At 55.0% G+C, this 23831-nt stretch carries 19 protein-coding genes and 1 pseudogene; 19 read left to right on the forward strand and 1 reads right to left on the reverse strand.

What is annotated here, in order from left to right; translation table 11 throughout:
• The first annotated feature begins 42 nt into the window (after positions 1-42).
• The 16 genes from ACH6EH_RS09720 (at position 43) to ACH6EH_RS09795 (ending at position 16218) form a co-directional block, all read left to right on the forward strand.
• The gene (locus tag ACH6EH_RS09720) at positions 43-429 is read left to right on the forward strand and encodes a hypothetical protein (protein ID WP_138225218.1); all 387 of its coding nucleotides are present in this window, start codon (positions 43-45) and stop codon (positions 427-429) included.
• Between the two features lie 86 nt (positions 430-515).
• The gene (gene lepA / locus ACH6EH_RS09725) at positions 516-2333 is read left to right on the forward strand and encodes a translation elongation factor 4 (protein WP_397332172.1); all 1818 of its coding nucleotides are present in this window, start codon (positions 516-518) and stop codon (positions 2331-2333) included.
• A gap of 139 nt (positions 2334-2472) precedes the next feature.
• Entirely contained in the window at positions 2473-3651 is a 1179-nt protein-coding gene (gene hemW / locus ACH6EH_RS09730) for a radical SAM family heme chaperone HemW (RefSeq protein ID WP_397332173.1), read from the forward strand.
• Between the two features lie 77 nt (positions 3652-3728).
• Positions 3729-4190: an N-acetyltransferase gene (locus ACH6EH_RS09735; RefSeq protein ID WP_138225221.1), complete on the forward strand. Its 462-nt coding sequence runs from the start codon at positions 3729-3731 to the stop codon at positions 4188-4190.
• Between the two features lie 245 nt (positions 4191-4435).
• Positions 4436-5470, forward strand: coding sequence for a heat-inducible transcriptional repressor HrcA (gene hrcA, locus ACH6EH_RS09740; RefSeq protein ID WP_397332324.1), 1035 nt, complete (start codon positions 4436-4438; stop codon positions 5468-5470).
• Between the two features lie 15 nt (positions 5471-5485).
• Positions 5486-7048: a TCP-1/cpn60 chaperonin family protein gene (locus ACH6EH_RS09745; RefSeq protein ID WP_397332174.1), complete on the forward strand. Its 1563-nt coding sequence runs from the start codon at positions 5486-5488 to the stop codon at positions 7046-7048.
• A 33-nt stretch (positions 7049-7081) separates the two neighbouring features.
• Positions 7082-7678, forward strand: a complete 597-nt coding sequence (grpE, locus tag ACH6EH_RS09750) for a nucleotide exchange factor GrpE (protein ID WP_233281173.1) — start codon at positions 7082-7084, stop codon at positions 7676-7678.
• 93 nt (positions 7679-7771) lie between these two features.
• Positions 7772-9616, forward strand: coding sequence for a molecular chaperone DnaK (gene dnaK, locus ACH6EH_RS09755; protein ID WP_138225222.1), 1845 nt, complete (start codon positions 7772-7774; stop codon positions 9614-9616).
• A 98-nt stretch (positions 9617-9714) separates the two neighbouring features.
• Positions 9715-10833 carry a molecular chaperone DnaJ gene (gene dnaJ / locus ACH6EH_RS09760; protein ID WP_138225223.1) on the forward strand — a complete coding sequence of 373 codons (1119 nt, stop codon included), beginning with the start codon at positions 9715-9717 and terminating at the stop codon, positions 10831-10833.
• A 197-nt stretch (positions 10834-11030) separates the two neighbouring features.
• The gene (locus ACH6EH_RS09765) at positions 11031-11402 is read left to right on the forward strand and encodes a hypothetical protein (protein WP_138225224.1); all 372 of its coding nucleotides are present in this window, start codon (positions 11031-11033) and stop codon (positions 11400-11402) included.
• Between the two features lie 63 nt (positions 11403-11465).
• Positions 11466-11666, forward strand: a complete 201-nt coding sequence (locus ACH6EH_RS09770; RefSeq protein ID WP_138225225.1) for a YfhD family protein — start codon at positions 11466-11468, stop codon at positions 11664-11666.
• Positions 11667-11824: 158 nt separating this feature from the next.
• A complete protein-coding gene (prmA, locus tag ACH6EH_RS09775; RefSeq protein WP_208202932.1) occupies positions 11825-12799 on the forward strand; it encodes a 50S ribosomal protein L11 methyltransferase in 975 nt (324 codons plus the stop codon).
• 2 nt (positions 12800-12801) lie between these two features.
• Entirely contained in the window at positions 12802-13485 is a 684-nt protein-coding gene (locus ACH6EH_RS09780; protein ID WP_397332175.1) for a site-2 protease family protein, read from the forward strand.
• Between the two features lie 109 nt (positions 13486-13594).
• A complete protein-coding gene (locus ACH6EH_RS09785; RefSeq protein ID WP_397332176.1) occupies positions 13595-14362 on the forward strand; it encodes an RsmE family RNA methyltransferase in 768 nt (255 codons plus the stop codon).
• Positions 14363-14364: 2 nt separating this feature from the next.
• Positions 14365-15702, forward strand: coding sequence for a tRNA (N(6)-L-threonylcarbamoyladenosine(37)-C(2))-methylthiotransferase MtaB (mtaB, locus tag ACH6EH_RS09790; RefSeq protein WP_397332177.1), 1338 nt, complete (start codon positions 14365-14367; stop codon positions 15700-15702).
• Between the two features lie 84 nt (positions 15703-15786).
• Complete coding sequence (locus tag ACH6EH_RS09795; protein ID WP_397332178.1) at positions 15787-16218, forward strand: NUDIX hydrolase; 432 nt, start codon at positions 15787-15789, stop codon at positions 16216-16218.
• A 1-nt stretch (position 16219) separates the two neighbouring features.
• Here the strand turns inward: ACH6EH_RS09795 and ACH6EH_RS09800 are convergent, their stop codons facing one another.
• Positions 16220-17194: a Na/Pi cotransporter family protein gene (locus ACH6EH_RS09800; RefSeq protein WP_397332179.1), complete on the reverse strand. Its 975-nt coding sequence runs from the start codon at positions 17192-17194 to the stop codon at positions 16220-16222.
• 138 nt (positions 17195-17332) lie between these two features.
• Here ACH6EH_RS09800 and ACH6EH_RS09805 point away from each other — a divergent pair, with 138 nt between their 5' ends.
• The 3 genes and pseudogenes from ACH6EH_RS09805 to ACH6EH_RS09815 form a co-directional block, all read left to right on the forward strand.
• Positions 17333-18697 (forward strand): class I SAM-dependent rRNA methyltransferase, encoded by a 1365-nt coding sequence (locus tag ACH6EH_RS09805; protein WP_397332180.1) that lies wholly within the window; start codon positions 17333-17335, stop codon positions 18695-18697.
• Between the two features lie 254 nt (positions 18698-18951).
• Positions 18952-22443, forward strand: coding sequence for a helicase-exonuclease AddAB subunit AddB (gene addB, locus ACH6EH_RS09810; protein ID WP_397332181.1), 3492 nt, complete (start codon positions 18952-18954; stop codon positions 22441-22443).
• 8 nt (positions 22444-22451) lie between these two features.
• Positions 22452-23789, forward strand: a pseudogene (locus ACH6EH_RS09815) (UvrD-helicase domain-containing protein); the annotation flags it as partial.
• Positions 23790-23831 lie beyond the last annotated feature (42 nt).

The raw sequence follows: 23831 nt of genomic DNA on the forward strand, positions 1-23831 counted from the left end.
TGGCCAAGCAGATGTATACCATGAGGAAGGAGCTGAGCAGCATTGTCGAAATCAGGAAAAAAGCTGGCTGCGTTCCTGCTCTGGGCGGGAGTCGGCATATTGATCGGATTGCAGCTTGGAGGTGAGGGCAGAGCCGTGCAGGATACGGCGGCGGGTCTGCCGGCGCAGATGCAGGGATATCCGGCGGTCGAGCAGCCGGCACCAAGCCTGCAGGGAAACATCGCTGGGCCGGAACAAGAGGCCGGCTACGGCAAAGCACCCGAGCCGGCGAGGCCGAAATTTGAGCCGGTGCCGCGTGACATCCTGCTTCCGGAAGCTTCCAGTCCGCCTGCAGATGTGCTGGCCGACAAAACTGGAGGACTTCTGCAGCGGCTCTCCAATCAGAGCATTCGGTGGGTCGTCTCTTTGTTCGGATCCATCACTGATTGAAAATGAAGATGACACAGCATTGCTGAGCACCCCTTCAACTGTTATAATAAGTTGATTCAAACATCTGTGGTTGTTGGGGGTAAGGCATGACAGACGTAGTAGCAAGACAACGAAAAATTCGTAATTTTTGTATCATTGCACATATAGACCATGGAAAATCAACGCTGGCCGACCGGATTTTGGAATTTACCGGCGCACTTTCCTCCCGGGAAATGCAGGAGCAGGTTCTGGATCAGATGGATCTGGAGCGCGAGCGCGGCATTACGATCAAGCTGCAGGCCGTACGCCTGAATTACCGGGGTGATGACGGTGAGGAATATATCCTGAATCTCATCGACACCCCGGGACACGTCGACTTCACCTATGAAGTCTCCCGCAGCCTCGCGGCTTGCGAGGGAGCACTGCTGGTGGTGGACGCGGCTCAAGGCATCGAGGCACAGACGCTGGCGAACGTATACCTGGCGCTGGATAACAATCTCGAAATTTTGCCGGTGATCAACAAGATCGACCTGCCCAGCGCGGACCCGGAGCGGGTGAAGCAGGAAGTTGAGGACGTCATCGGCCTCGATGCCAGCGACGCCGTATTGGCTTCTGCGAAGGCAGGCATCGGCATCAAGGAAATTCTGGAGCAGGTGGTCCAGAAGGTTCCGGCACCGGCGGGCGATGCCAGCGAGCCCTTGAAAGCGTTAATCTTTGACTCGCACTATGACCCTTACAAGGGGGTCATTGTGTACGTGCGCGTCATTGACGGCAGCATCAAATCCGGCTCCAAGATCAAGATGATGGCGACCGGGAAGACCTTTGAGGTTATTGAGGTAGGCGCGTTTAAGCCCCGCATGTCCATTGTGGACGAGCTGAATGTGGGAGACGTTGGATTTATCGTGGCGGGCATTAAGTCTGTTGGCGACACCCGTGTCGGCGACACGGTCACCGACGCCAAACGACCGACTGTTCAGCCGCTTCCCGGCTACCGAAAGATTAATCCGATGGTATTCTGCGGACTGTATCCGATCGAGACCTCCGATTATAACGATCTGCGTGAGGCGCTGGAGAAGCTGCAGCTGAATGATGCGTCACTGAGCTTTGAGCCGGAGACGTCGAGCGCACTGGGCTTCGGCTTCCGCTGCGGCTTCCTGGGTCTGCTCCATATGGAGATCATCCAGGAGCGGATCGAGCGGGAATTCAATATTCCGCTCATTACCACTGCACCGAGCGTAATTTACCGTATTACACTGACTAACGGTGAGCAGATGCAGATTGATAACCCGTCTCACTATCCGGAGATTGGCAAGATTGATTTTGTAGAGGAGCCTTATGTCAAAGCGGCGATTATTGTGCCCAATGATTATGTAGGCGCCATTATGGAGCTGTGTCAGGGCAAGCGCGGTGAATTCGTGAATATGGAATATCTGGATACGACCCGGGTAACCATTACCTACCAAATTCCGCTGTCTGAAATTGTTTATGATTTCTTTGACCAGCTGAAATCCAGCACGAAGGGCTATGCGTCCTTTGATTATGAATTGTCAGGCTACCGCACCTCCAACCTTGTCAAAATGGATATTTTGCTGAATGGCGAGCAGGTGGATGCGTTGTCCTTCATCGTACACCGCGACCGCGCCTACCACCGCGGCCGGTTGATCTGTGAGAAGCTGCGGGAGCTGATTCCGCGCCAGATGTTCGAGGTGCCGATTCAGGCTTCTGTCGGGACGAAGGTTGTAGCCCGGGAGACCGTAAAGGCGATGCGCAAGAACGTCCTTGCCAAGTGCTATGGCGGTGATATTTCCCGGAAGAGAAAGCTGCTGGAGAAGCAGAAGGAAGGCAAGAAACGCATGAAGCAGGTCGGCAGCGTCGAGGTGCCTCAGGAGGCCTTTATGGCGGTGCTGAAGATTGACGATAACTAAACCGATGATGCAAGAGCGAGAGGGAAAGCCGATAGTATACGGCTTTCTTTTTCGTTCTATGAATAGAACTGCGTGACTCACGCTGGAGATAAGCAAGCACAGCCGCGGACTGCGTGCCGCCAGGGAGGTAATAACTACGATGAGTAACATTCAACGGAAACAGGGGCCTCTCACTGAGGTCGTGTATATTCACATTCCGTTTTGCACGAATAAATGCTTTTACTGTGACTTTAATTCTTACGTTCTAAAGGACCAGCCGGTGATGGATTATTTACGGGCACTGGACAAAGAAATGGAAATGACGGTGAAGGCTCATCCGCCCGGCGTCATCAAAAGTATTTTTGTAGGGGGAGGCACGCCGACCGTGCTGAAGCCGGATGAAATGGGCTTTTTTTTGAAATCGGTGAAGAAGCATTTTCCGGAGTGGGACGAGCATATTGAATTTTCCATGGAAGCCAATCCCGGCACAACAGATCTTGAGAAGCTGTCGGTGATGCGGGAGGGCGGCGTGAACCGGGTGAGCTTCGGAGTGCAGGCGTTTCAAAATGAGCTGTTGAGCGGCATCGGCCGGATCCATAATACAGACGACGTCTATCGAAGCCTCGAAAATGCGCGGGCAGCGGGCTTTCACAATATGTCCATTGACCTGATGTTCGGCCTGCCGAATCAAACGGTAGAGATGCTCTCGGAAAGCGTGAGCAAGGCGCTTGCTCTGGGCCTGCCGCATTACTCCATTTACAGTCTGAAGGTGGAGGAGAATACGCTCTTTCATACCATGTACCAAAAAAACCAGCTGCCGCTTCCGGACGAGGAGGATGAGCTGAACATGTACCTGTTGCTCATGAACCGGATGGCTGAAGCGGGATACAAGCAATACGAAATTAGTAATTTTTCGAAACCGGGCTTTGAAAGCCGGCATAATATGGCGTATTGGCGAAATGAGAATTACTACGGCCTGGGTGCTGGAGCCCACGGTTACATCGGGCGCCGGCGTCACATTAATGTAAAGGGGGTAAACCCTTATATTGAGGCGGTGCAGCAAGGGCTGCCGCATCTGAGCACGCTGGATATTCCCCAGGAGGAGGCGATGGAGGACTTTCTAATGGTAGGCCTGCGTGTACTGGATGGAATTTCTGCAAGCCGGTTCCAGGAGCAGTTCGGCATGACCCTCGAAGAGGTGTTTGCGCGTCCGCTGAACAAGCTGGTTCATGCAGGCTTGCTGGATAAGAGTCATGAAGGCTATAAGCTGAGTCAGAAGGGGATCTTGTTCGGAAACGATGTTTTTGGCGAATTTATCGGCAGTATAACCGGGAATTAATCTATTGAACTTGTATACGTCCTGTTGTATATTTATTCATACATATATGACGGAGCGCGTAAAGGAGAGACGGTAGAATGTCAGCCGTATGCAGAAAAGCCACATTAGAAGATGTGGAGCCGCTGTATCAGATGATTCAGGGTTACGCCGAGAGAGGCATCATGCTTCCCCGGTCGAGAAAAGTGCTGGAACGACAAATTCATGAATTTGTAGTCGCTGAGTCACAGGGCCATGTGATCGGCTGCGGTTCATTATGCCAGCTGGGCAGCGATCTGGTCGAGATTCGTTCGCTAGGCATTTCCGAGGGCCATAAAGGTCAGGGAATCGGATCCATGCTTGTGGACCGGCTGATTGAAGAGGCTCGGGAACGCGAGCTTCCCAAGGTGATGGCGTTAACCTATGAGGTATCATTTTTCCTGAAGAATGGATTTTCCATTGTTGATAAAGAAATTTTTCCCGAAAAGGTATGGACGGACTGCATCCATTGCAGCAAGCAGCATGCCTGTGACGAAATTGCAGTCTTGAAAGTACTGAATTAATGCAGCAAGTCATGTAAGGCTTCAGAGCAAGAATGCGGTTAGGGGCTGTTTGGAGACAAGGTCTCCAGGCAGCCCTTATCTCGTTCCAGAACGCCTCCGGCAGGGGGATAAAATAAGCATTTTGGATTGAGGATCTGACTTGACAATGCTCCGGTTGGTTTGGTATTTTTGTTATATCGGTTAGCACTCGAAGCTAATGAGTGCTAACGACAAGATCAAGTCTCAGTCAGCAAGGAGGGAACATGATGTTAACAGATCGGCAGCGAATGATATTAAGCGCGATCGTCGATGACTATATCCGCTCGGCCGAGCCGGTTGGCTCCCGAAGCATTTCCAAGCGCGGTGACGTGGGCTACAGCCCGGCGACCATCCGCAATGAAATGGCTGATCTGGAGGAGCTTGGCTTTCTGGAACAGCCCCATACCTCAGCAGGCCGCATTCCTTCGCATAAGGGCTACCGCTATTATGTGGATCATTTGACATCGTCGTTTTCACTCCAGCCTTCCGAGCTGAAGGTAATGAAAGCCTTTTTCGCTGAGAAGCTGAATGCTATGGAGCAAATGATCCAGCATGCAGCGGGGATTTTGTCCCAAATGACGAACTACACTTCCATCCTGCTGGGACCGGAAGTTTTTCATACGTCTCTGCGCCATTTCCAGCTGCTGCCGCTGAATGAGGATACCGCTGTCGCAATTATTGTGACCAGCACGGGCCATGTGGAGAACAAGACGGTTAGTATTCCGCCTGGCGTGTCCCTCTCGGATATGGAGCAGGTGGTGAATCTCTTGAACAGCAAGCTGTCCCACGTTCCGCTCTACAAGCTCAAGTCCCGGCTGTATACAGAAATTGGTCAGGAGATGCAGCGGCATATTGATCATTACGAAGAGCTCATGAAGATGCTGGACATTGCGCTGAGCAACGGAGAGCAGGAGCACAAGGTATATCTCAGCGGAACGACGAACATGCTGAGCCAGCCGGAATTCCGGGATGTAGACAAGGTGAGAACCATTTTTGAGCTGCTGGAGCAGACACCGACGCTCATGAAGATGATGGCGCCGGCCTCCGGCGAGACGGGCCTCCAGGTTCGGATTGGCACAGAGAACAATCATGTAGCGTTCGAAAGCTGCAGCCTGATTACAGCAACCTATTCCGCTGACGGCAAGGCCATTGGCACGATCGGGATTTTGGGTCCGACCCGAATGGAATACGCCCGCGTGATGGGCATCTTGAATGTGTTGTCCGGGGATATGACCCGGCTGTTAACCCATTGGTACAAGTAAGGGGAGTGTAACGCTGTGAGCCAAGCTAATCAGTCTCCCGGAGACGGTGATGACCGGCATTCGACGCTGATAAATAACAGTAATGCAATCAGGGCTGTCACCTCCGCGGTGGAGGGGACCCTGGGTCCAAAGGGGCTTGATGTGATGCTGGTCGGGCCGCGCGGCGAAGTCGTTATAACGAACGATGGCGTGACTATACTGGATAAGATGGATGTGAGTCATCCGGCAGCCCGGCTGCTGATCCAGGTTGCAAGAGCCCAGCAGGAGAAGATTGGCGACGGAACCACAACGGCTACCGTCCTGGCCGGCGCGCTGGTGCAGGAGGGGGTCGCCCGAATCATAAAGGGCGTTCCTGCCTCCAAAGTGGTAGAAGGCATCCGGCAGGGCATTGAGATGGCGCTGAAGCTGCTGTCTGAACGGATCCGCAGCATTGAAGGCCTGGAAGATCCGCTGCTTGCCCGGACCGTCTATGTAGCTGGCCGAGAGCGGCAGGATATTGTTCAGCTCATTATGGAAGCTGCCCGTAAATCTGGAATGGAGCGTCTCCGCGATCCTTACTATCATCTTGCAGACGACATCACAGCGCTCGAGAATGCCGAGCATGAGGTGTTTGAAGGGATGCTGCTCCGGCAGAAGCCCCTGATGACAAGGGATCACCTCTCCTATAAGGATGCGAAGGTGCTGGTGCTGATGGATGCACTGGAGCCGGACCAGCTGGATGAAGAGGTGATGACGACCGAAGCCGGCTTTGCCCGGTACATGGATCTGAAACAGGTATTTGCCTCCGATCTGGAGCGTTTACGTGATATGTCTGTCAAGCTGATTGTGCTGGAGAAGGGCATTCATCCGGACGCAGAGCAGTTCTGCCTGGACCATGGAATCATGGTCGTGCCGAGAGTATCCCGCGCTGACCTGAAGCAGGTATGCAGCATGACCGGTGCAGTTCCGATCCGCAGGGCTGCACTGCACAAGGAAGCGCAGATGCTGATGCCGGTGCTGGGCAGCACGCCGCTCGTCTCTTATGACGAATCTCTGGCGCGTGTCCGCATTCATGCCAATGCCGGGCAGAACGGCAGCAAGGCGGTGACAGTGATTGTCGGTGCCAGCACCTCCGAGGTCGTCGGCGAAGCTGCGCGGATCGCCGGTGATGCGGCTTCCGCACTGCAGGCTGCTGTGCGAGGCGGTGTTCTGCCGGGCGGAGGGACAAGCGAGCTCGCGGTCTCTTATGAGCTGGAGCGCTGCCGCGAAACTCAGAAGGGGATGGAGGCATTCGGCATTGAGGCGGTCTCTGCGGCTTTGCGAAAGCCGATGTCCCAGATTCTCCTCAATGCAGGTTATAATCCGCTGGAGAAGATGGAGGAGGTAAGGGCCGCCCAGATCAACAGCGGATGTGATGCCATGGGAATGGATTGTGATACCGGAGCGGTCATTCATTATGAAGAGCTCGGTATTCTCGATCCTGCCCCGGTAAAGCTCCATGGCCTGCGCGCTGCTGGAGAAGTGGCGGCCGCCGTGCTGCGCATTCACCATGTGATTAAGATGCGGGATGCAGCAGGCAGTGATAACGAACCATATTAGCAATGTGAATATAATAAGGAGGTGGAGTTCATCTTGAATAAGGATCAGGAAATAAACGTTCAAGAAGAAACCATGCAGGAAGAGCCTGCCCAGCAGGGAGACACATTACATGCGGAAGCTCAAGAGGGCGCAGAGCCGCAGGTAGAACAGGCTGGGGCAGAAGAGGCGAAGGACCCTCGGCAGCAGGAAATCGAGCAGCTGAAGGCCGAGCTGTCAGAGCAGCAGCAGCGGGTGCTTCGAACCCAAGCGGATTTTGACAACTTCCGCAGAAGAACCCAGAAGGAGAAGGAGGAGCTGGCCAAATATGCTTCCTCCAAGCTGATTACAGAGCTGCTGCCGGTCATTGACAACTTCGAGCGGGCGATGGCGGCTTCCACGGTCGATCCGGAATCGGATTCTCTGGTTAAGGGCGTCAATATGATTTTCCGCCAGCTGGAGGGCATTCTGAATGCAGAAGGGCTGCAGCCGATGAACAGTGTCGGACAGCCATTTAATCCTGAATTCCATCAAGCGATTATGCAGGTGGAGAGCGAGGAGCATGAAGAGGGTGTCGTTGTCGAAGAGATTCAAAAGGGTTACATGCTGAAAGACAAGGTGCTCCGCCCGGCGATGGTTAAGGTCAGCGGCTAGAACAGACTTGCCAGACCCGCCGGTTGTATCCATACAAAACACATAGAACATCCGCACACCAATGTGCGCCAAATGATAAGGAGGATTTTTTACATGAGTAAAGTTATCGGAATTGACCTGGGTACCACTAACTCCTGCGTAGCAGTAATGGAGGGCGGCGAAGCCGTTGTTATTCCTAACCCTGAGGGTGCGCGTACAACACCTTCCGTTGTAGGCTTCAAAAAAGACGGAGAGCGCATCGTCGGAGACACTGCGAAGCGCCAGGCAATCACGAATCCGGATCGCACGATCATTTCGATCAAGCGCCATATGGGTACAAACCACAAGGAAAGCATTGACGGCAAGGAATTTACGCCTCAGGAGATCTCTGCAATTATCCTGCAGAAGCTGAAGTCCGATGCAGAAGCCTACCTGGGTCAAACGGTGACTCAAGCCGTTATTACAGTTCCTGCATACTTTAATGACAGCCAGCGTCAGGCTACGAAGGATGCCGGCAAGATCGCAGGCCTGGAAGTGCTGCGTATTGTCAACGAGCCGACAGCAGCAGCTTTGGCTTACGGTATGGAGAAATCAGAAGACCAGACGATTCTCGTCTATGACCTGGGCGGCGGTACTTTTGACGTCTCGATCCTGGAGCTTGGCGACGGCTTCTTCGAAGTTAAAGCGACCAGCGGGGACAACCAGCTCGGCGGTGACGATTTCGACCAGGTGATCATTGACTACCTCGTAGCTGAATTCAAGAAAGAGCAAGGCATTGATCTGAGCAAGGACAAAGCGGCTGTACAGCGTCTGAAGGATGCGGCCGAGAAGGCGAAGAAAGAGCTGTCCGGTGTCCTGACCACGACAATCTCCCTTCCGTTCATTACGGTAGCTGACGGGGTACCGCAGCACTTGGAGATCAACCTGACTCGTGCCAAATTTGAAGAGCTGTCCGCTTCTCTCGTAGAGCGTACCCTGGGACCTACACGCCAGGCGCTGAGCGATGCCGGATTGAGCGCAAGTGACATCAATAAGGTCGTGCTTGTCGGCGGATCTACACGGATCCCGGCTGTGCAGGAAGCGATCAAGAAGCTGACGGGTCAAGAGCCTCACAAAGGCGTGAATCCGGACGAGGTTGTAGCCCTGGGTGCTGCCGTACAGGCTGGCGTACTGACTGGCGACGTGAAAGACGTGGTTCTGCTCGACGTAACGCCATTGTCCCTCGGCATCGAAACAGCCGGCGGCGTATTTACCAAAATGATCGAGCGCAACACGACCATCCCAACAAGCAAATCCCAAGTGTTCTCCACCTATGCTGATAATCAGCCTAGCGTTGAGATTCACGTCCTGCAGGGTGAGCGGGAAATGGCAGCGGGCAACAAGACGCTGGGACGCTTCATGCTGGGTGATATTCCTCCGGCTCCGCGCGGCGTACCGCAAATCGAGGTTAGCTTCGATATTGATGCCAACGGGATTGTAAACGTGTCTGCCACTGACAAAGGCACCGGCAAGAGCCAGAAGATCACGATTACTTCCTCCAGCGGCCTGAGCGATGAGGAAGTGGAGAAAATGATGAAGGACGCTGAACTCCATGCGGAGGAAGACAAGAAGCGTAAAGAGCTTGTTGAAGCCCGCAATAGTGCGGATCAGCTCGTATATACTACCGAGAAGACACTGAAGGATCTTGGAGACAAGGTCGATGCTTCCGAGATTGACAAAGCCAATGAGGCGAAGGAGAAAGTGAAGAAGGCACTGGAATCCGACAATCTGGAAGAAATTAATGCTGCTTCCGAGGAGCTGACTCAAATTGTACAGCAGCTGTCCGTGAAGCTGTATGAGCAGGCAGCTCAGGAGCAGGGCAATGCGGCACCAGGTGAAGAAGGAGCCGGATCTGCGAAGAAGGATCATGTTGTTGATGCCGACTACGAGGTTGTTGACGAAGACAAGAACAAAGGGTAAGCTGGATCAATTGAGTCTATTGGGAAAGTCAAAGCGCGAGTCCCGCACTTTGACTTTCCTTATGTCCAGCAGTACAAACCGTGAGTGGGGGTGGAACCGTGGCTGAAAAGCGAGATTATTACGAGGTGCTTGGCGTTGGGAAGGATGCCTCGGAGGATGAAATCAAGAAAGCATACCGGAAGCTGGCGCGCCAGTATCATCCGGACGTGAACAAGGCAGATGACGCCGAGACCAAATTCAAGGAAGTTAAAGAAGCGTATGACGTGCTGAGCAATGATCAGCATCGCGCACGCTATGACCAATACGGCCATATCGATCCGAACCAGGGAATGGGCGGCGGCGGCTTCTCCGGCGACTTTGGCGGCTTCGGAGATATATTCGATATGTTCTTCGGCGGTAACGGCCGTCGTGATCCCAATGCTCCGCAGCGGGGGAATGATCTTCAATATACGATGACGGTTGAATTCAAGGAAGCGGTGTTCGGTAAAGAAAGCGACATTACCATTCCGCGTACCGAGTCCTGTGATACCTGTCATGGCTCTGGCGCGAAGCCGGGTACGAAGCCGCAGACCTGCGGCGTGTGTCATGGCTCGGGTCAGCAGGAGGTGGTTCAGAATACGCCGTTCGGGCGGATGGTGAACCGCCGTGCCTGCTCGAACTGTAGCGGCAGCGGCCAGATCATCAAGGAAAAATGCAGCACCTGCAGCGGCAGCGGCAAGCTGAAGAAGCAGCGCAAGATTCACGTGCGTATTCCGGCCGGTGTAGATGATGGCGCTCAGCTGCGGATGAGCGGTGAAGGGGAGGGCGGTTTGCGCGGCGGACCTGCCGGAGACCTGTACATCGTAATCCGCGTCAAGCCGCATGATTTCTTCGAGCGTGAGGGCGACGACATCTACTGCGAGATTCCGCTCACCTTTGCGCAGGCGGCACTGGGAGACGAGATGGAAATCCCTACCTTAACGGAAAAAGTCAAGCTGAAAATTCCAGCGGGAACCCAGACCGGCACGTATTTCCGCCTGAAGGGCAAGGGAGTTCCGCGTTTGCGCGGCATGGGCCAGGGCGATCAGCATGTCAAGGTCGTGGTCGTAACGCCAAGCAAGCTCAGTGACGACCAGAAGGAGCTGCTGCGTCAATTTGCTTCGCTTGACGGGGAGCAGACCCATGAGCATGAACAGTCTTTTTTTGACCGTGTGAAGAGAGCGTTTAGAGGGGACTAAGGCCATTTAGTGGCCGGGATGGAAGTCAAAGTCCTATCATTGATCTTGTAAAGAGCCGTTTCCAAGGCAGCCTGGCTGCAGGGAACGGCTCTTTTGGTGCTGAACAAGGGAGAGAAATGCTCTTCCTCATCGAATAATTGAAGACCCGTTTACACAATCTAGAAAGGAACAATCATAGAACAAGCAGGTGAATACTCATGGCTGAAAAAAACATTCTGGCGTACTTTAATACCCCGGAACAGGCCCAAGGAGCCGCGGCGAAGCTGCACGCTCTGCGTGTCGCCGATCTGTCAATCGACCGGTTCAGCACGGAGCCCGGTGAAGAGATGGGCGGCATGACGAATGCGATCGGCGGCGGGCTGTCCGGCCTGAACGCGTATACCCCGGATGCGGCACTGAGCAATTTGTCTGCCGGCATCCTGGGTGCAGCAGGACCTTCCGAGAGCGGCATGAGCGCCGGCGAGCAGGATGGGCTTCGCGGCCGGGATATTTTACTTACAGTTGTGGTCGATGAGGGCGTCCATCATCAGGCACTCAAAATCGTTGAGGATGCCGGGGGCTACGTATAGCTGCGGAAAGCTGCTGTGGATCACCAAGAATCACACTTATATTCCAGGCACAGGAGGCATGGCATGATGAGAAGGGTCAAGCTGGGAAGAATCGCAGACCAGACACAGAAAAGAATTGCATTGCAATCGGCAAAATATGAAGATGTAGAGTTTTCGGCGCTGGAAGCGGACCGGGATGATGTGGAAGCGATTCGTCGAAGTGAGGCAGCAGACAAGCGCCAGGTTAAAGAAATGTTTGATCATCACGAGCACGGCTTGAAGTAAAGCAACCCATTGTCTTCGACAGCAAGAGGCTGTTCCTGGCGGAGCAGCCTTTTGCTGTTGCTGCTTATGGATTCATACGGGTAAAGCTGCCTTTGTGCACAGGGTCCTTCATATAGTACAATATAATTTATGTAAATATGAGGAGGACTCTGTTAAATATGCTGTGGCACGAATTGACTATACATACCACGGAGCAGGCCGTGGAGATGATTTCGAATTTTATGCATGAAGCGGGAGCGGGAGGGGTCTCGATTGAAGAGTCTGCCGTTACCAAACGCAAGCGGGATACCACCTTTGGGCAATGGTATGATGAGGTCATTCCGTTTAATAATATCCCGGAAGGACAAGCTGTGATTAAAGGGTATTTCTCACAGGACGTCAGTCTGGAAACGGTTCAGCAGGAGCTGGAGCCGCGGATCCATGAGCTGGCGCAGTTCGGTATTGATGCCGGGCCGGCGGCCTTTGAACACCGGAGCGTCCACGAGGATGAATGGGCTACAGCCTGGAAGCAGTATTTCAAGCCCATCGCTGTGTCAGAGCGCCTGGTGATCAAGCCCACCTGGGAAGAGTATACGCCAGCCCCGCAGGAGCGCATTATTGAGCTGGATCCCGGCATGGCCTTTGGAACGGGAGCGCATCCGACCACCGCACTGTGCCTGCGTACACTGGAGCAGGTCATTCAAGGCGGAGAATCCGTCATCGACGTGGGCACTGGCTCCGGAATTCTGGCAATCGGTGCTGTGCATTTGGGCGCCAGGAACGTCCTGGCCCTGGATCTGGATCCTGTTGCGGTATCCAGCGCGAAGGAGAATTCGCAGCTGAACAAAATGCAGGACCAGATTACGGTCGTCGAAAGCGATCTGCTCTCTGTACTTCAGCGCAGCGAAATGGCAGAGGGCTTTGCGGTAAAGCCTCCGGTGGAGGTTGTGGTTGCGAACATTTTGGCAGAGGTGATTCTGTTATTCGTGGACGATGTCTACGCAGCACTGAAGCCGGGCGGGATCTACATCGCCTCTGGAATTTACAAGAACAAGGTTGAAATTGTAGAGAAAGCGCTGATTCAGGCCGGGTTTGACATTGCGGATATGAACCGCGAGGATGACTGGGTTGCGTTCGTAGCGAGGAAGAGGTAGCGATGGAATTTCTCGATCAACTGCTGTTTTATCCGCTGGAAAGGCTGCCCTTTTTCCTGATTGCCCTGATCATTGCATTTACGGTGCATGAATTTTCTCACGCTTACTTCGCTAATAAACTGGGTGACCCTACCGCCAAGCTGTTGGGGAGAGTGACGCTGAATCCGGCGGTGCATTTCGACTTTCTTGGCATCTTCCTGCTGCTGATTGCCGGCTTTGGCTGGGCCAGACCGGTTCCGGTAAACCGGGCGAACTTCTCGAACCCGCGCCGGGATAGCATCATCGTATCGGCGGCAGGGCCGCTCAGCAATCTGCTGCTCGCCATCGCCGGCTGCTTGATCTACGGAGCGCTGTATCAGCTCGGTGCCATTGATGCAATGAGCAATGAACGGGCAGTGGATGCGGTTCATATCTTTTTTGACACCTTTATTGTGCTGAATTTCTTTCTGTTTCTGTTTAACCTGATTCCGCTTCCTCCGCTGGATGGATACCGGATTCTGGTAGAGCTTGTTCCGCGGCGGGTGGCAGCAAAGCTGCAAAGCGTGGAGCAATGGTCGATTCTGGTCTTTTTATTAATTATTCTTATTCCCGGGTTTCAAAACTACACGATCCGCCCGATGTATGAGACAGCGTACAGCTTGTCTGTGTTCTTCCTGAATCTGTTTACAGCGTTGTTCGGCGGCTAAAGTCTCATAGATTTCACTGGTCATGACGGGGCAAAAGAGGTATGATGAAGTTTGGTGTTTTGGCCTGAAGCAATGGACCTGAATATGAATCCATAAAGGTAGGTTTACGATGCAGCGATATTTCATTTCACCCGCGCAGTTCCAGCAAGAGCAGGTATGGATTACGGGTGAGGATGCGAGACATATTTCAAAAGTGATGAGAGGCAAGCCGGGGGATGTCCTGATTGTCAGTGACGGGATTTCCCGTGAAGCGCGCGTTGCCATCGAGAGCCTGGAGCAGGACGGTGTAAGAGCAAGGGTAGTAGAGGAGCTGGCGATGACCCGCGAGCCTCGACTGAAGGTGACCATTGCCCAGAGCCTGCCTAAAGGCGACAAAATGGAGCTGGTGATCCAGAAATGCACCGAGCTCGGGGCCGTGTCATTTCTGCCTTTTCTGTCCAGCCGGACCATCGTTCAATACGATGCCAAGAAAGAGCAGAAGCGCCTGGAACGCTGGGGCAAGATTGCGAAGGAGGCTGCGGAGCAGGCTCATCGGAACAGGGTTCCCGGAGTAGAGCAGCCTGTGGGCTGGAAGAAGCTGCTTCAAGCGTTCTCCAGCTACAGCCTGGTCTGCTTCTGCTATGAGAAGGAGGAGGGCCTGCAGCTGCGGGACGTGCTCCGGCCTTTTGCAGAGCAGAGGCTGATCGGGGATGAGCCTGTCAGCCTGCTGATCGTGGTCGGTCCCGAGGGCGGCTTTACGGAAGAGGAGTGCCGGGAGGCCGAGGGGGCGAGAGCATCGACCGTTGGCCTTGGCCGGCGGATTTTACGCACGGAGACCGCGGGGATGACCGCATTGGCCTGTGCGCTGTATGAATTTGGAGAAATGGGGGGAGTTTGAATATGCCATCCGTAGCGTTTTATACGTTGGGTTGCAAAGTCAATTTTTACGATACCGAAGCCATCTGGCAGCTTTTCAAAAATGAAGGCTACGAGCAAGTGGACTTCGAACAAACCGCTGATGTTTATTTGATCAATACTTGCCACGTTACGAATACCGGTGATAAGAAAAGCCGGCAAATGATCCGGCGGGCGGTCCGTCGCAATCCGGATGCCATTGTCGCGGTTACGGGCTGCTATGCCCAGACCTCGCCGGCTGAAATTCTCGACATTCCTGGTGTAGACCTTGTCATCGGCAACCAGGATCGCGACAAGATCATGCAGTTTGTGCATGAAATCGAGCAGACCCGCCAGCCGATCAACGCCGTGCGCAATATTATGAAGACCCGGGTGTTTGAGGAGATGGATGTGCCGGACTTCGCTGACCGGACCCGTGCGTTCCTCAAAATCCAGGATGGGTGCAACAACTTCTGTACGTTCTGCATTATTCCATGGTCCCGCGGCTTGTCGCGCAGCCGTGATGCGGACAGCATTATTAAGCAGGCGAAGCAGCTGGTGGATGCCGGCTATAAAGAGATTGTATTGACCGGCATTCATACGGGCGGCTACGGCGATGATCTCGACAACTACCGCCTGTCTGACCTCCTGTGGGATCTCGACAAGGTGGACGGGCTGGAACGCATCCGGATCAGCTCCATTGAAGCGAGCCAGATTGACGATGCGGTGCTGGACGTGCTGAAGCGTTCCACCAAAATGTGCCGCCATCTGCACATTCCGCTGCAGGCCGGAGACGATACCGTCTTGAAACGGATGCGGAGAAAGTACACGACCGAAGAGTTCCTGACCAAAATGAAGCTCATTCGCGAAGCGATGCCAGAGCTGGCTATTACGACCGATGTTATTGTCGGCTTCCCTGGCGAGACAGATGAGATGTTCCGCAACGGCTACAATCTCATGAAGGAGATCGGATTCTCGGAAATGCACGTCTTCCCGTATTCCAAGCGTACCGGTACGCCGGCGGCGCGGATGGAGGATCAGGTGGAGGACGAGGTGAAGAACGCCCGAGTCCACGAGCTCATTGATCTGTCCGAGCAGCTGCAGCTGGCCTATGCCGAGCAGTTTGTCGGCCGCATTGTTGAGGTGATTCCAGAGCGTGAATACAAGGGCGGACCGGGCGGCAAGATGCAGGGCTACAGTGACAATTACCTGCAGCTCGTGTTCGACGGTGGACCAGAGCTGGAAGGGAAACTGTGCCGGGTTCAAATTACTCAAGCCGGTGTTAATGAGTGCCAAGGTGAGCTGATCAGCGTCCACGAGAACGGATTGGCAGCAGCCTTGTAGCCTAGTAAGCAACAGCCTGATCACAAGGATTTCATTTCCGAATAGGAAGTGGAATCCTTGTTGCACATGAAGGAGGAATCAGACATGAACCGGAAGGAAATTTCTGCGGGAGGCGTGGTGTATCGCCGGGTAGACGACTATCTGCAAATTCAGCTTATTCAGGACCGCTACAGCAAAATATCTTTGCCCAAGGGCAAAATGGAAGCAGGAGAAACCGTAGAGGAGACGGCTTTGCGCGAAATTTTGGAGGAAACCGGAATTTCGGGGAGAATCGTGTCGCCGGTCGATATTATTGCTTATACGTATAATCATCCCCAGTATGGCCGGGTGGATAAAGAAGTCCACTATTATTTGGTAGAGGCTTCGGGAGGGGCGCTGAAGCCCCAGCTGGAAGAGATCAACGGTGTGGAATGGTACGAGCCGCTGCAGGCCTGGAGCAGGCAGCAGAGCAACGGCTACAGGAACAATGATCCTATTCTGCGGAGAGCTTTGTCTCTTCTGAACATCGAGGTATAGGTCAAGAGGCTGCTGCTTTCTTCCAGACCGGAAGATAGCAAAGCGGCAGAGCGAGCAGGGAGCAGACCACGTTGAAGATCGTCTGGGCATGGGCAATCTGCCCCGCCGGGTCGCCTGCAAGCTGACCGGATACCTGTGTCAGCAGGGGCAGCAAGGGAGCGAACAGTATAACGCCCCCGATATTCAAGGCAAGATGAGAGCCGGCAACGAACCTGCCGGCCGGAGTGCTTCCTGCTGCAGCTAGGATCGCGGTCACGCAGGTGCCGACATTGGAGCCGAGCACCATGGCAACACCAAGCTCAGGCGGCAATGCCCCGCTGAGGCAAAGACTCATGGTCATGGCCACAACGGCGGCGCTGCTATGCATCAGTGCAGTCAGCATGGCGCCGGCCAGAATCCCCCAGCCGCTGCTTCGCTCTGCCTGCTCCAGAAACCAGGCGAAGACGCCCATCTCCTGAAGCGGCTTGCCGATGGACTGCATAACCGTAATGCCAAGCAGTACCATGGCGAAGCCGGCAACGGCCAGGCACAGAAATTGCAGCTGCTCCAGGCGACCGAGCCAGGGAGAAGAGCTGCGTGATAGAACCATCTCGTTCCAGATGATGCTTCCTGCCCAAATGAGCAGGGAGAGCAGGAGCAGGGGGAAGGCAGCCGCACCGATGTTCAGGCTGATCAGCTCTGTGGTCAGCGTTGTGCCGATGTTCGTGCCGAGAATGATGCCGAGAATGCCGGCCTGACCAAGCAGGCCGGCATTGGCGAAGCCAATCGTAATCACGGTGACAGCGGTGCTGCTTTGCAGCAAAGCCGTCAGCCCGGCGCTGGTCAGCATGCCTTTGAGCGGCGTGGCTGCGGCATAATGGAGCCACTGGTGAAGGCGCGGGCCGGCCCAGCGCTGCAAGGCGCCCTCCATCACCTTCATGCCGAACAAGAACAGCGCGAGCCCATACAGCATGGGGAACCACAGGGAATGAAGCAACAGAGAGCTCTCCTTTTTTTATAGAGTAAGTACTGAGAATATATGAACAATGGCGGGGAGACATGCAGGGTTTGTCCGGTGCGGTCTTCTAGCTCAAGGAATGACTATGAATTCAGGAAATCAGGGAGTGAGTCAAGCATGCCAAGCGTGATCTTGGATCGTAATCGAAAAAAAAGGCTGGAGCAGGGACATCCGTGGATATTCAAAAGTGAAATTGCCTCGGTAGAAGGGTCTCCGTCCGCTGGTGACGTCGTACAGGTGCTGAACCACCAGGGACGATTCCTAGGTAGCGGGTATTACAACCCGAGCTCCCAAATTACCGTACGCCTCTTGTCGTACCGGCCGCTGGAGGCTATGGACAAGGAGTTTTTCGTTTCCCGCTTTAAGGACTGTCTGAAGCATCGGGAGCGCTTCCTGAAGGGAGATCATGCGTACCGCTTGGTGTATGGAGAGGCGGATTATCTGCCGGGTCTTATTGTGGACCGTTTTGATCAGGTGCTGGTGGTACAGCTGCTCACACTCGGAATGGATCGCTGCCGGGAAGCCATTACAGAGGCACTGATCGAGGTTATGCAGCCAAAGGGTATCTATGAGCGCAGTGATGTATCCGTGCGGGAGCTGGAGGGGCTGGAGCAGCGTAAGGGCGCATTGTACGGGGAATGTCCGCGTTATGTCACCGTCCTGGAGAACGGACTTCAGATCAAGGTCGACATTGAGGAAGGTCAGAAGACGGGATATTTCTTCGATCAGCGTGAGAACCGGGCTTCGATCGCACCGCTGATGACAGGCTGGGGAGAGCGGAGCGGCATTCAGCTTCAGAGTCGAGACATAGATGGACAAGAGACGCTAGTGCCCGTAAACAGAAGTGGAAAAGAAGTGACGTTTCCGTATTGGGACGGAGCAACGGTGCTGGAGTGCTTCTCACATACCGGGAGCTTCACGCTGAATGCTTGTCAGTACGGGGCCAAGAAGGTGACCTGCCTTGATATTTCCGAGCATGCCATCCAGAGCGCCCGTGAAAATGTAGAGTTGAACGGCTTTGAGGACCGCGTGGAATTCGTCGTGGATGATGCCTTTCAATACTTGCGTAATCAGGTAAAGGGGACCGAGGAACGCCATGAGCGGGCTGCAAAAGGAAGCAAGGTGGATACTTCGAAGCCGCTGACGGCCGGGGGAGGACGAACGTGGGATGTGGTCATTCTGGACCCGCCTGCATTCGCCAAGACGCGCGGAGCGGTTAAAGGGGCCTGCCGCGGCTATAAGGATATCAATCTTCACGGGATGAAGCTGGTGAACGAGGGAGGCTATCTGGTGACGGCAAGCTGCTCCTATCATATGAAGCCGGAGCTGTTTCTGGAGACGATCCACGAAGCCGCGCAGGATGCGGGCAAGCAGCTGCGTCTGGTGGAATGGCGCGCCGCCGGCAAGGACCACCCGCAAATTCTCGGCGTGGAGGAAGGGCATTACCTGAAATTTGCCGTCTTTGAGGTTCGCAGCAAGTAGTCTCGCTGTCACGTATAATTGCTCAGCAATTTCAATGCATAGATAAGACCTGCGTTCAGGCCGGTAGGGAGCAGTCCCTTCCGGCTTTTTGGGCTTCCTTGCGATACTGTTATGCATACGGTCCCCCTAGACTTCCTATCATTTCAAAGCTGCCAGTGTTATCCAAACACATGTTCTTGATAGAGGCATGTATGCTATAATGATAGACAGTATTTTACGAGGAAAACAGACAGTATAGAATGGGAGGCTTGCCTGTGTCAGTTCGTTTTTTGATCGGCCGTTCCGGGAGCGGCAAGAGCACCCGGATGAGAGAGGAAATAGCCAGCCGCCTTGCTGAAGCTCCGCAGGGCAACCCCTTGATTCTGCTCGTGCCCGAGCAGGGCTCATTTGATGCAGAGCATGCGCTCGTGACTGCTCCGGGCGTTCGGGGCTCACTTCGGGCGCAGGTGCTCAGCTTCCGCCGCCTGGCGTATCGGGTCATGCAGGAAACCGGTGGAGCGGCGAAAGTGGTTATCGGTGAAGAGGGCAAGCGCATGCTCTTGTACAAAATTATCCAAAGGCGCAAGGATGAGCTCAACCTGTTCGGCGCCTCCGGGGAGCAGCTCGGCTTTGTCGGCAAGCTCAGCCAGCTGTATACCGAGATGAAGCGCTACTGCGTAGATGCCTCCTGTGTGCAGGAGCAGCTGGAGCAGATGGCGTCCACAAGTACCAGCCCGCCGCTGCTAAGGCGCAAGCTGGAGGATATTTTGGCGGTGTATCGGGATTTCGAGCAAGAGATGGCTCCGCTGTACAAGGACGATGAGGATACGCTGGCTGCACTTGCAGACTGTGTCCGGAAATCCTCCTATATCCGGGACGCGGACCTGTGGATTGACGGCTTTAACGGATTTACTCCCCAGGAATATATTGTACTGCGGGAGCTGATGAACCATGCCCGCTCGGTGACCATCGCTTTGACGCTGGACAAGCCTTACCCGGAAGGAATGACTCCTCATGAGCTGGATCTGTTTCATCCCACGGCGGTAACGTACAGCAAGCTGCGGGGAGCGGCGGGCGAGGCAGGGCTGGACGTGGAGCATACGGTGCTGGACGCAGAGCATCTCCCCCGCTTCAAGGACAGCCCCGCGCTGGCGCATCTGGAACGGGGCTTTGACCGCAGGCTAAAGTGGAGCGGAAGCAGCCCGCCAGAGGGCATCAAGCTCTATGCTGCGGGGAACCGCCGGGCCGAAGTGGAAGGGGCGCTCCGGGAAATGCTCCGGCTTGCACGGCAAGGTGCCCGCTATCGGGAAATGGCTGTTCTGACCCGCAATCCGGGAGATTATCAATTTCTCATCGGTCCCTTGTTCCGTGATTACGGCATTCCTTATTTCCTGGATCAGAAGCGAAATGAGCTGCATCATCCGCTCGTAGAGTTTATCCGTTCCTCGCTGGAGGTTGCGGTGCGGCGATGGCGGTACGAGGATGTATTCCGCTGCATAAAGACGGATTTGCTGCTGCCTTTGGATGGCAGCCTGTCACGCGAGGATATGGACCGGCTGGAGAATCACGTTCTGGCCAGCGGTATTCATGGCACGCGGTGGACGGACGGAAAGCCGTGGCGAGGCATGCCGAGCCTTTCGTTGGAGGATGAAGGACGGTCGCGCCGGGAGGAAGGTCTGCAGCTCATTGAGCAGTGCCGATTGGCCGTTACCGTTCCGCTGCAAGCTTTTGACAAGAGGCTGAAGCAGGGCGCCACCGCGAAGGACAAATGTACAGCGGTATTCCGCCTGCTGGAGGAGGCCATGATTCCCGAGAAGCTGGAGCTGATGAGCCGCGCCGCACTGAATGAGGGAAGGCCGGAAGCTGCCCGGGAGCACCGCCAGGTATGGAGCGCAGTGCTGGAGGTGCTGGATCAGATTGTGGAGATGATGGGGGGCGAAAGATTTAGCGCCGAGGCCTTTGCCGGCATCCTGGATACCGGTCTGTCGGAGCTGGAGCTGGCCCTCGTGCCGCCGGCTTTAGATCAAGTGCTCGTGGGCACGATGGACCGGACGCGGACCGGAGATGTCAAATATGTGTTTCTGCTGGGTGTGAACGATGGTGTGATCCCGGCGCAGTTCCAGGATGACGGTATTTTGTCCGAGCAGGAGCGGGTGACGCTGGAGGCGTCCGGGATGGAGCTTGCACCCAATATTTCACGCCGGCTGCTGGATGAGCGATTTGTTATTTACTCGGCGCTGACAACGGCCAGCCGGCAGCTGTGGATCAGCTATCCATCTGCTGATCAGGAAGGAAAGACCCTGCTGCCATCCGAGCTGATCCGGCATATCAAGGGCATGTTCCCATTAAAGGAGGCCGTGCTGCCGTTAAGACCGCATGGCGGAATGTCATCGCAGGAGCAGTCCGGCTTCGTAGCAGGAGAGATGCGATCTCTTGCCTTCCTGACCGCACGGCTGCGGGACTGGAAACACGGGGAGCCGCTCCCGCCGCTCTGGTGGGAGGTATATAACTGGTATGCGAGAAGTCCGGCCTGGCGCAGCCAGCTGGACCAGCAGCTCTCCTCGCTCTCCTATAGGAATGAGACCGCCCAGCTAGAGGCCGAAACGAGCCGCAGACTGTATGGCAGCCGTATTCGTTCAAGCGTCTCCCGCATGGAGCGGTTTGTGGCTTGTCCATTTTCCCATTTTGCTTCTCACGGCTTGAAGCTTGCCGAGCGGCAGACATACCGGCTTCAGGCACCTGATATTGGCCAGCTCTTTCATGCGGCGCTCAGCGATATGGCTTCCCGGTTTCGGGAGCAGAAGCGAAGCTGGGGCGATCTGAGTCCGGAGGAATGTCTGCGGGAAGCAGAAGCGACCGTTGACCGTCTGGCACCGAAGCTGCAGGGCGAAATCCTGCTCAGTTCCAAGCGCTACGGCTATATTTCCCGAAAGTTGAAGAGCATTGTGGGGCGGGCCTCTATCATTCTGGGCGAGCAATCCAGACGGGGGAGCTTTGAACCGGTCGGGCTGGAGCTGGATTTCGGACCGGGCAAGGACATTCCTCCGCTTCGTTTTGAGCTGCCGGGAGGCGTCGAAATGGAAATTATCGGCCGGATTGACCGTGTCGATATGGCGCGCAGTGAGAACGGACTGCTGCTGCGGGTGATTGACTATAAATCCAGCCAGAAGGACCTGAAGCTGCACGAGGTGTATTACGGCCTTTCTCTGCAGATGCTCACCTACCTCGATGTTCTTCTTACTTTTGCCGAGGATTGGCTGGGTGAGAGCGCACTGCCCGCCGGGACACTGTATTTCCACGTCCATGATCCGGTTCTGCAGTCTCCCAACGGGCTGACTGCGGATCAGGCGGCGGAGGAGCTTTTGAAGCGTTTCAAGATGAAGGGGCTGCTGCTGGCTGACCGGGAGGCGGTCTCGCTTATGGATGCAGGACTGGAGAAGGGTCACTCCTCCATCATCCCGGTCGCCGTCAAAGCCGATGGAAGCTTCTATAGCAGCGCTGCTGTCGCGGATCCAGAGCAATGGCAAAGCCTGCTGAAGACAGTCCGGCAAAATATCGTCAGCATTGGCTCAAGGATTACAGGCGGCGAAGTGAAGATTGAGCCTTACCGGATTCAGCAGGAAACGGCTTGCACGTACTGCTCTTACCGGCCGGTTTGCCAGTTTGATGAAAGCATGGAAGGCAATCAATATCAGCTGCTGAAGAAGCCGGGCAAGGATCAAATCTGGGAATGGCTGGGCCATGAGAAAGGAGCAGATGCACAGTGAATGCAGTGATGAGCAAGCCGGAAGGCAGCATGTGGAGCGATGATCAGTGGCAGGCGATTATGAGGAGCGGGAATGACATTCTGGTTGCCGCTGCAGCAGGCTCCGGCAAGACGGCAGTACTGGTCGAACGCATTATTAAAAAAGTCATCAATGAGGAGGCCGGCTTCAGCGTAGATCGTCTTCTCGTAGCAACGTTTACGAAGGCTGCTGCTGCCGAAATGCGGCAACGGATCCGCGAGGCGCTGGAGCGGGAGCTGGAGAAGGCTCCGGATCGTGAGCATCTTCGCCGCCAGCTGGCCATGCTGGGCCGGGCGTCCATTACTACGCTGCATTCCTTCTGTATGGAGGTGATCCGCCGTTATTATCAGCTCATTCCGCTGGATCCAGGCTTTCGAATTCTGAACGAGCATGAGGCGGATTTACTCCGTCAGGACGTACTGGAGGAGCTGTTTGAGGAGAAATACGGCGATGCCGAGCACGGGGGAGAGTTTCTCCGGCTGGCTGACTGGTTCAGTGGAGAGCGAAGCGATGACGCCCTTTATCAGCTTGTTCAGCGTCTGTATGATTTCTCGCGGAGTCATCCGTGGCCGGATGAGTGGCTGCGGGACACAGCTGCAGCGTTCTCCCTGAAGGACACAGCGGCGCTGGGAGCGACGCCTTGGGTGAAAAGCATCCTGGCGGATGCCAGGCTGGCCCTCGCCGGAGCGGCGAGCTTGCTGGAACAAGCCAAGGAGGCGGCATCAGCGCCCGGTGGTCCGGCAGCGTATATGAGTACGCTGGAAGATGATCTGCAGCTGGTTCATGCTTTGTCCGATGCGCTGCACAGCACTCCGTGGGAAGAGCTGTATGCAGTGTTTCAGCAGGGAGTGTTCGGGAAGCTGAAGGCGGTCAAGAAGAGCGAGGTGCTGCCGGAGCTGCAGGAGCGGGTCAAGAATCTGAGAGACCTTGTTAAAAAGATCGTGACAGAGCTCAAAACCTCCTTGTTCGGCCGCACGGCAGAGCAGTTTCTGGAGGAGCTGCATGCTTCGGCGCCAGTGATGGAGGAGCTCGTAGATACCGTCATTGCTTTTGCGGAGCGGTACAGGCACGCCAAGGCGTCCAAGAGCACGGTGGATTTCAACGATTTGGAGCATTATTGTCTGAAAATTCTCAGACACGAGGCTTCCACACCCGGGCATACTCAGCCCTCCGACGCGGCGCTGGAATATCAGAGCCAGTTCGACGAGGTGCTGCTGGATGAATATCAGGATACGAACAGCGTTCAGGAGGAAATCGTTCGACTGATTTCAAGAGAGGGGCCTGGCAACCGATTTATGGTCGGTGATGTAAAGCAGAGCATTGTGCGCCCATAAGGGGCATCGGTTTTCCCCGTTAAGCCGGGGGGTCTT

The sequence above is a fragment of the Paenibacillus sp. JSM ZJ436 genome (genome assembly GCF_044383795.1).
GTDB classification, from domain to species: domain Bacteria; phylum Bacillota; class Bacilli; order Paenibacillales; family Paenibacillaceae; genus Paenibacillus_AQ; species Paenibacillus_AQ algicola.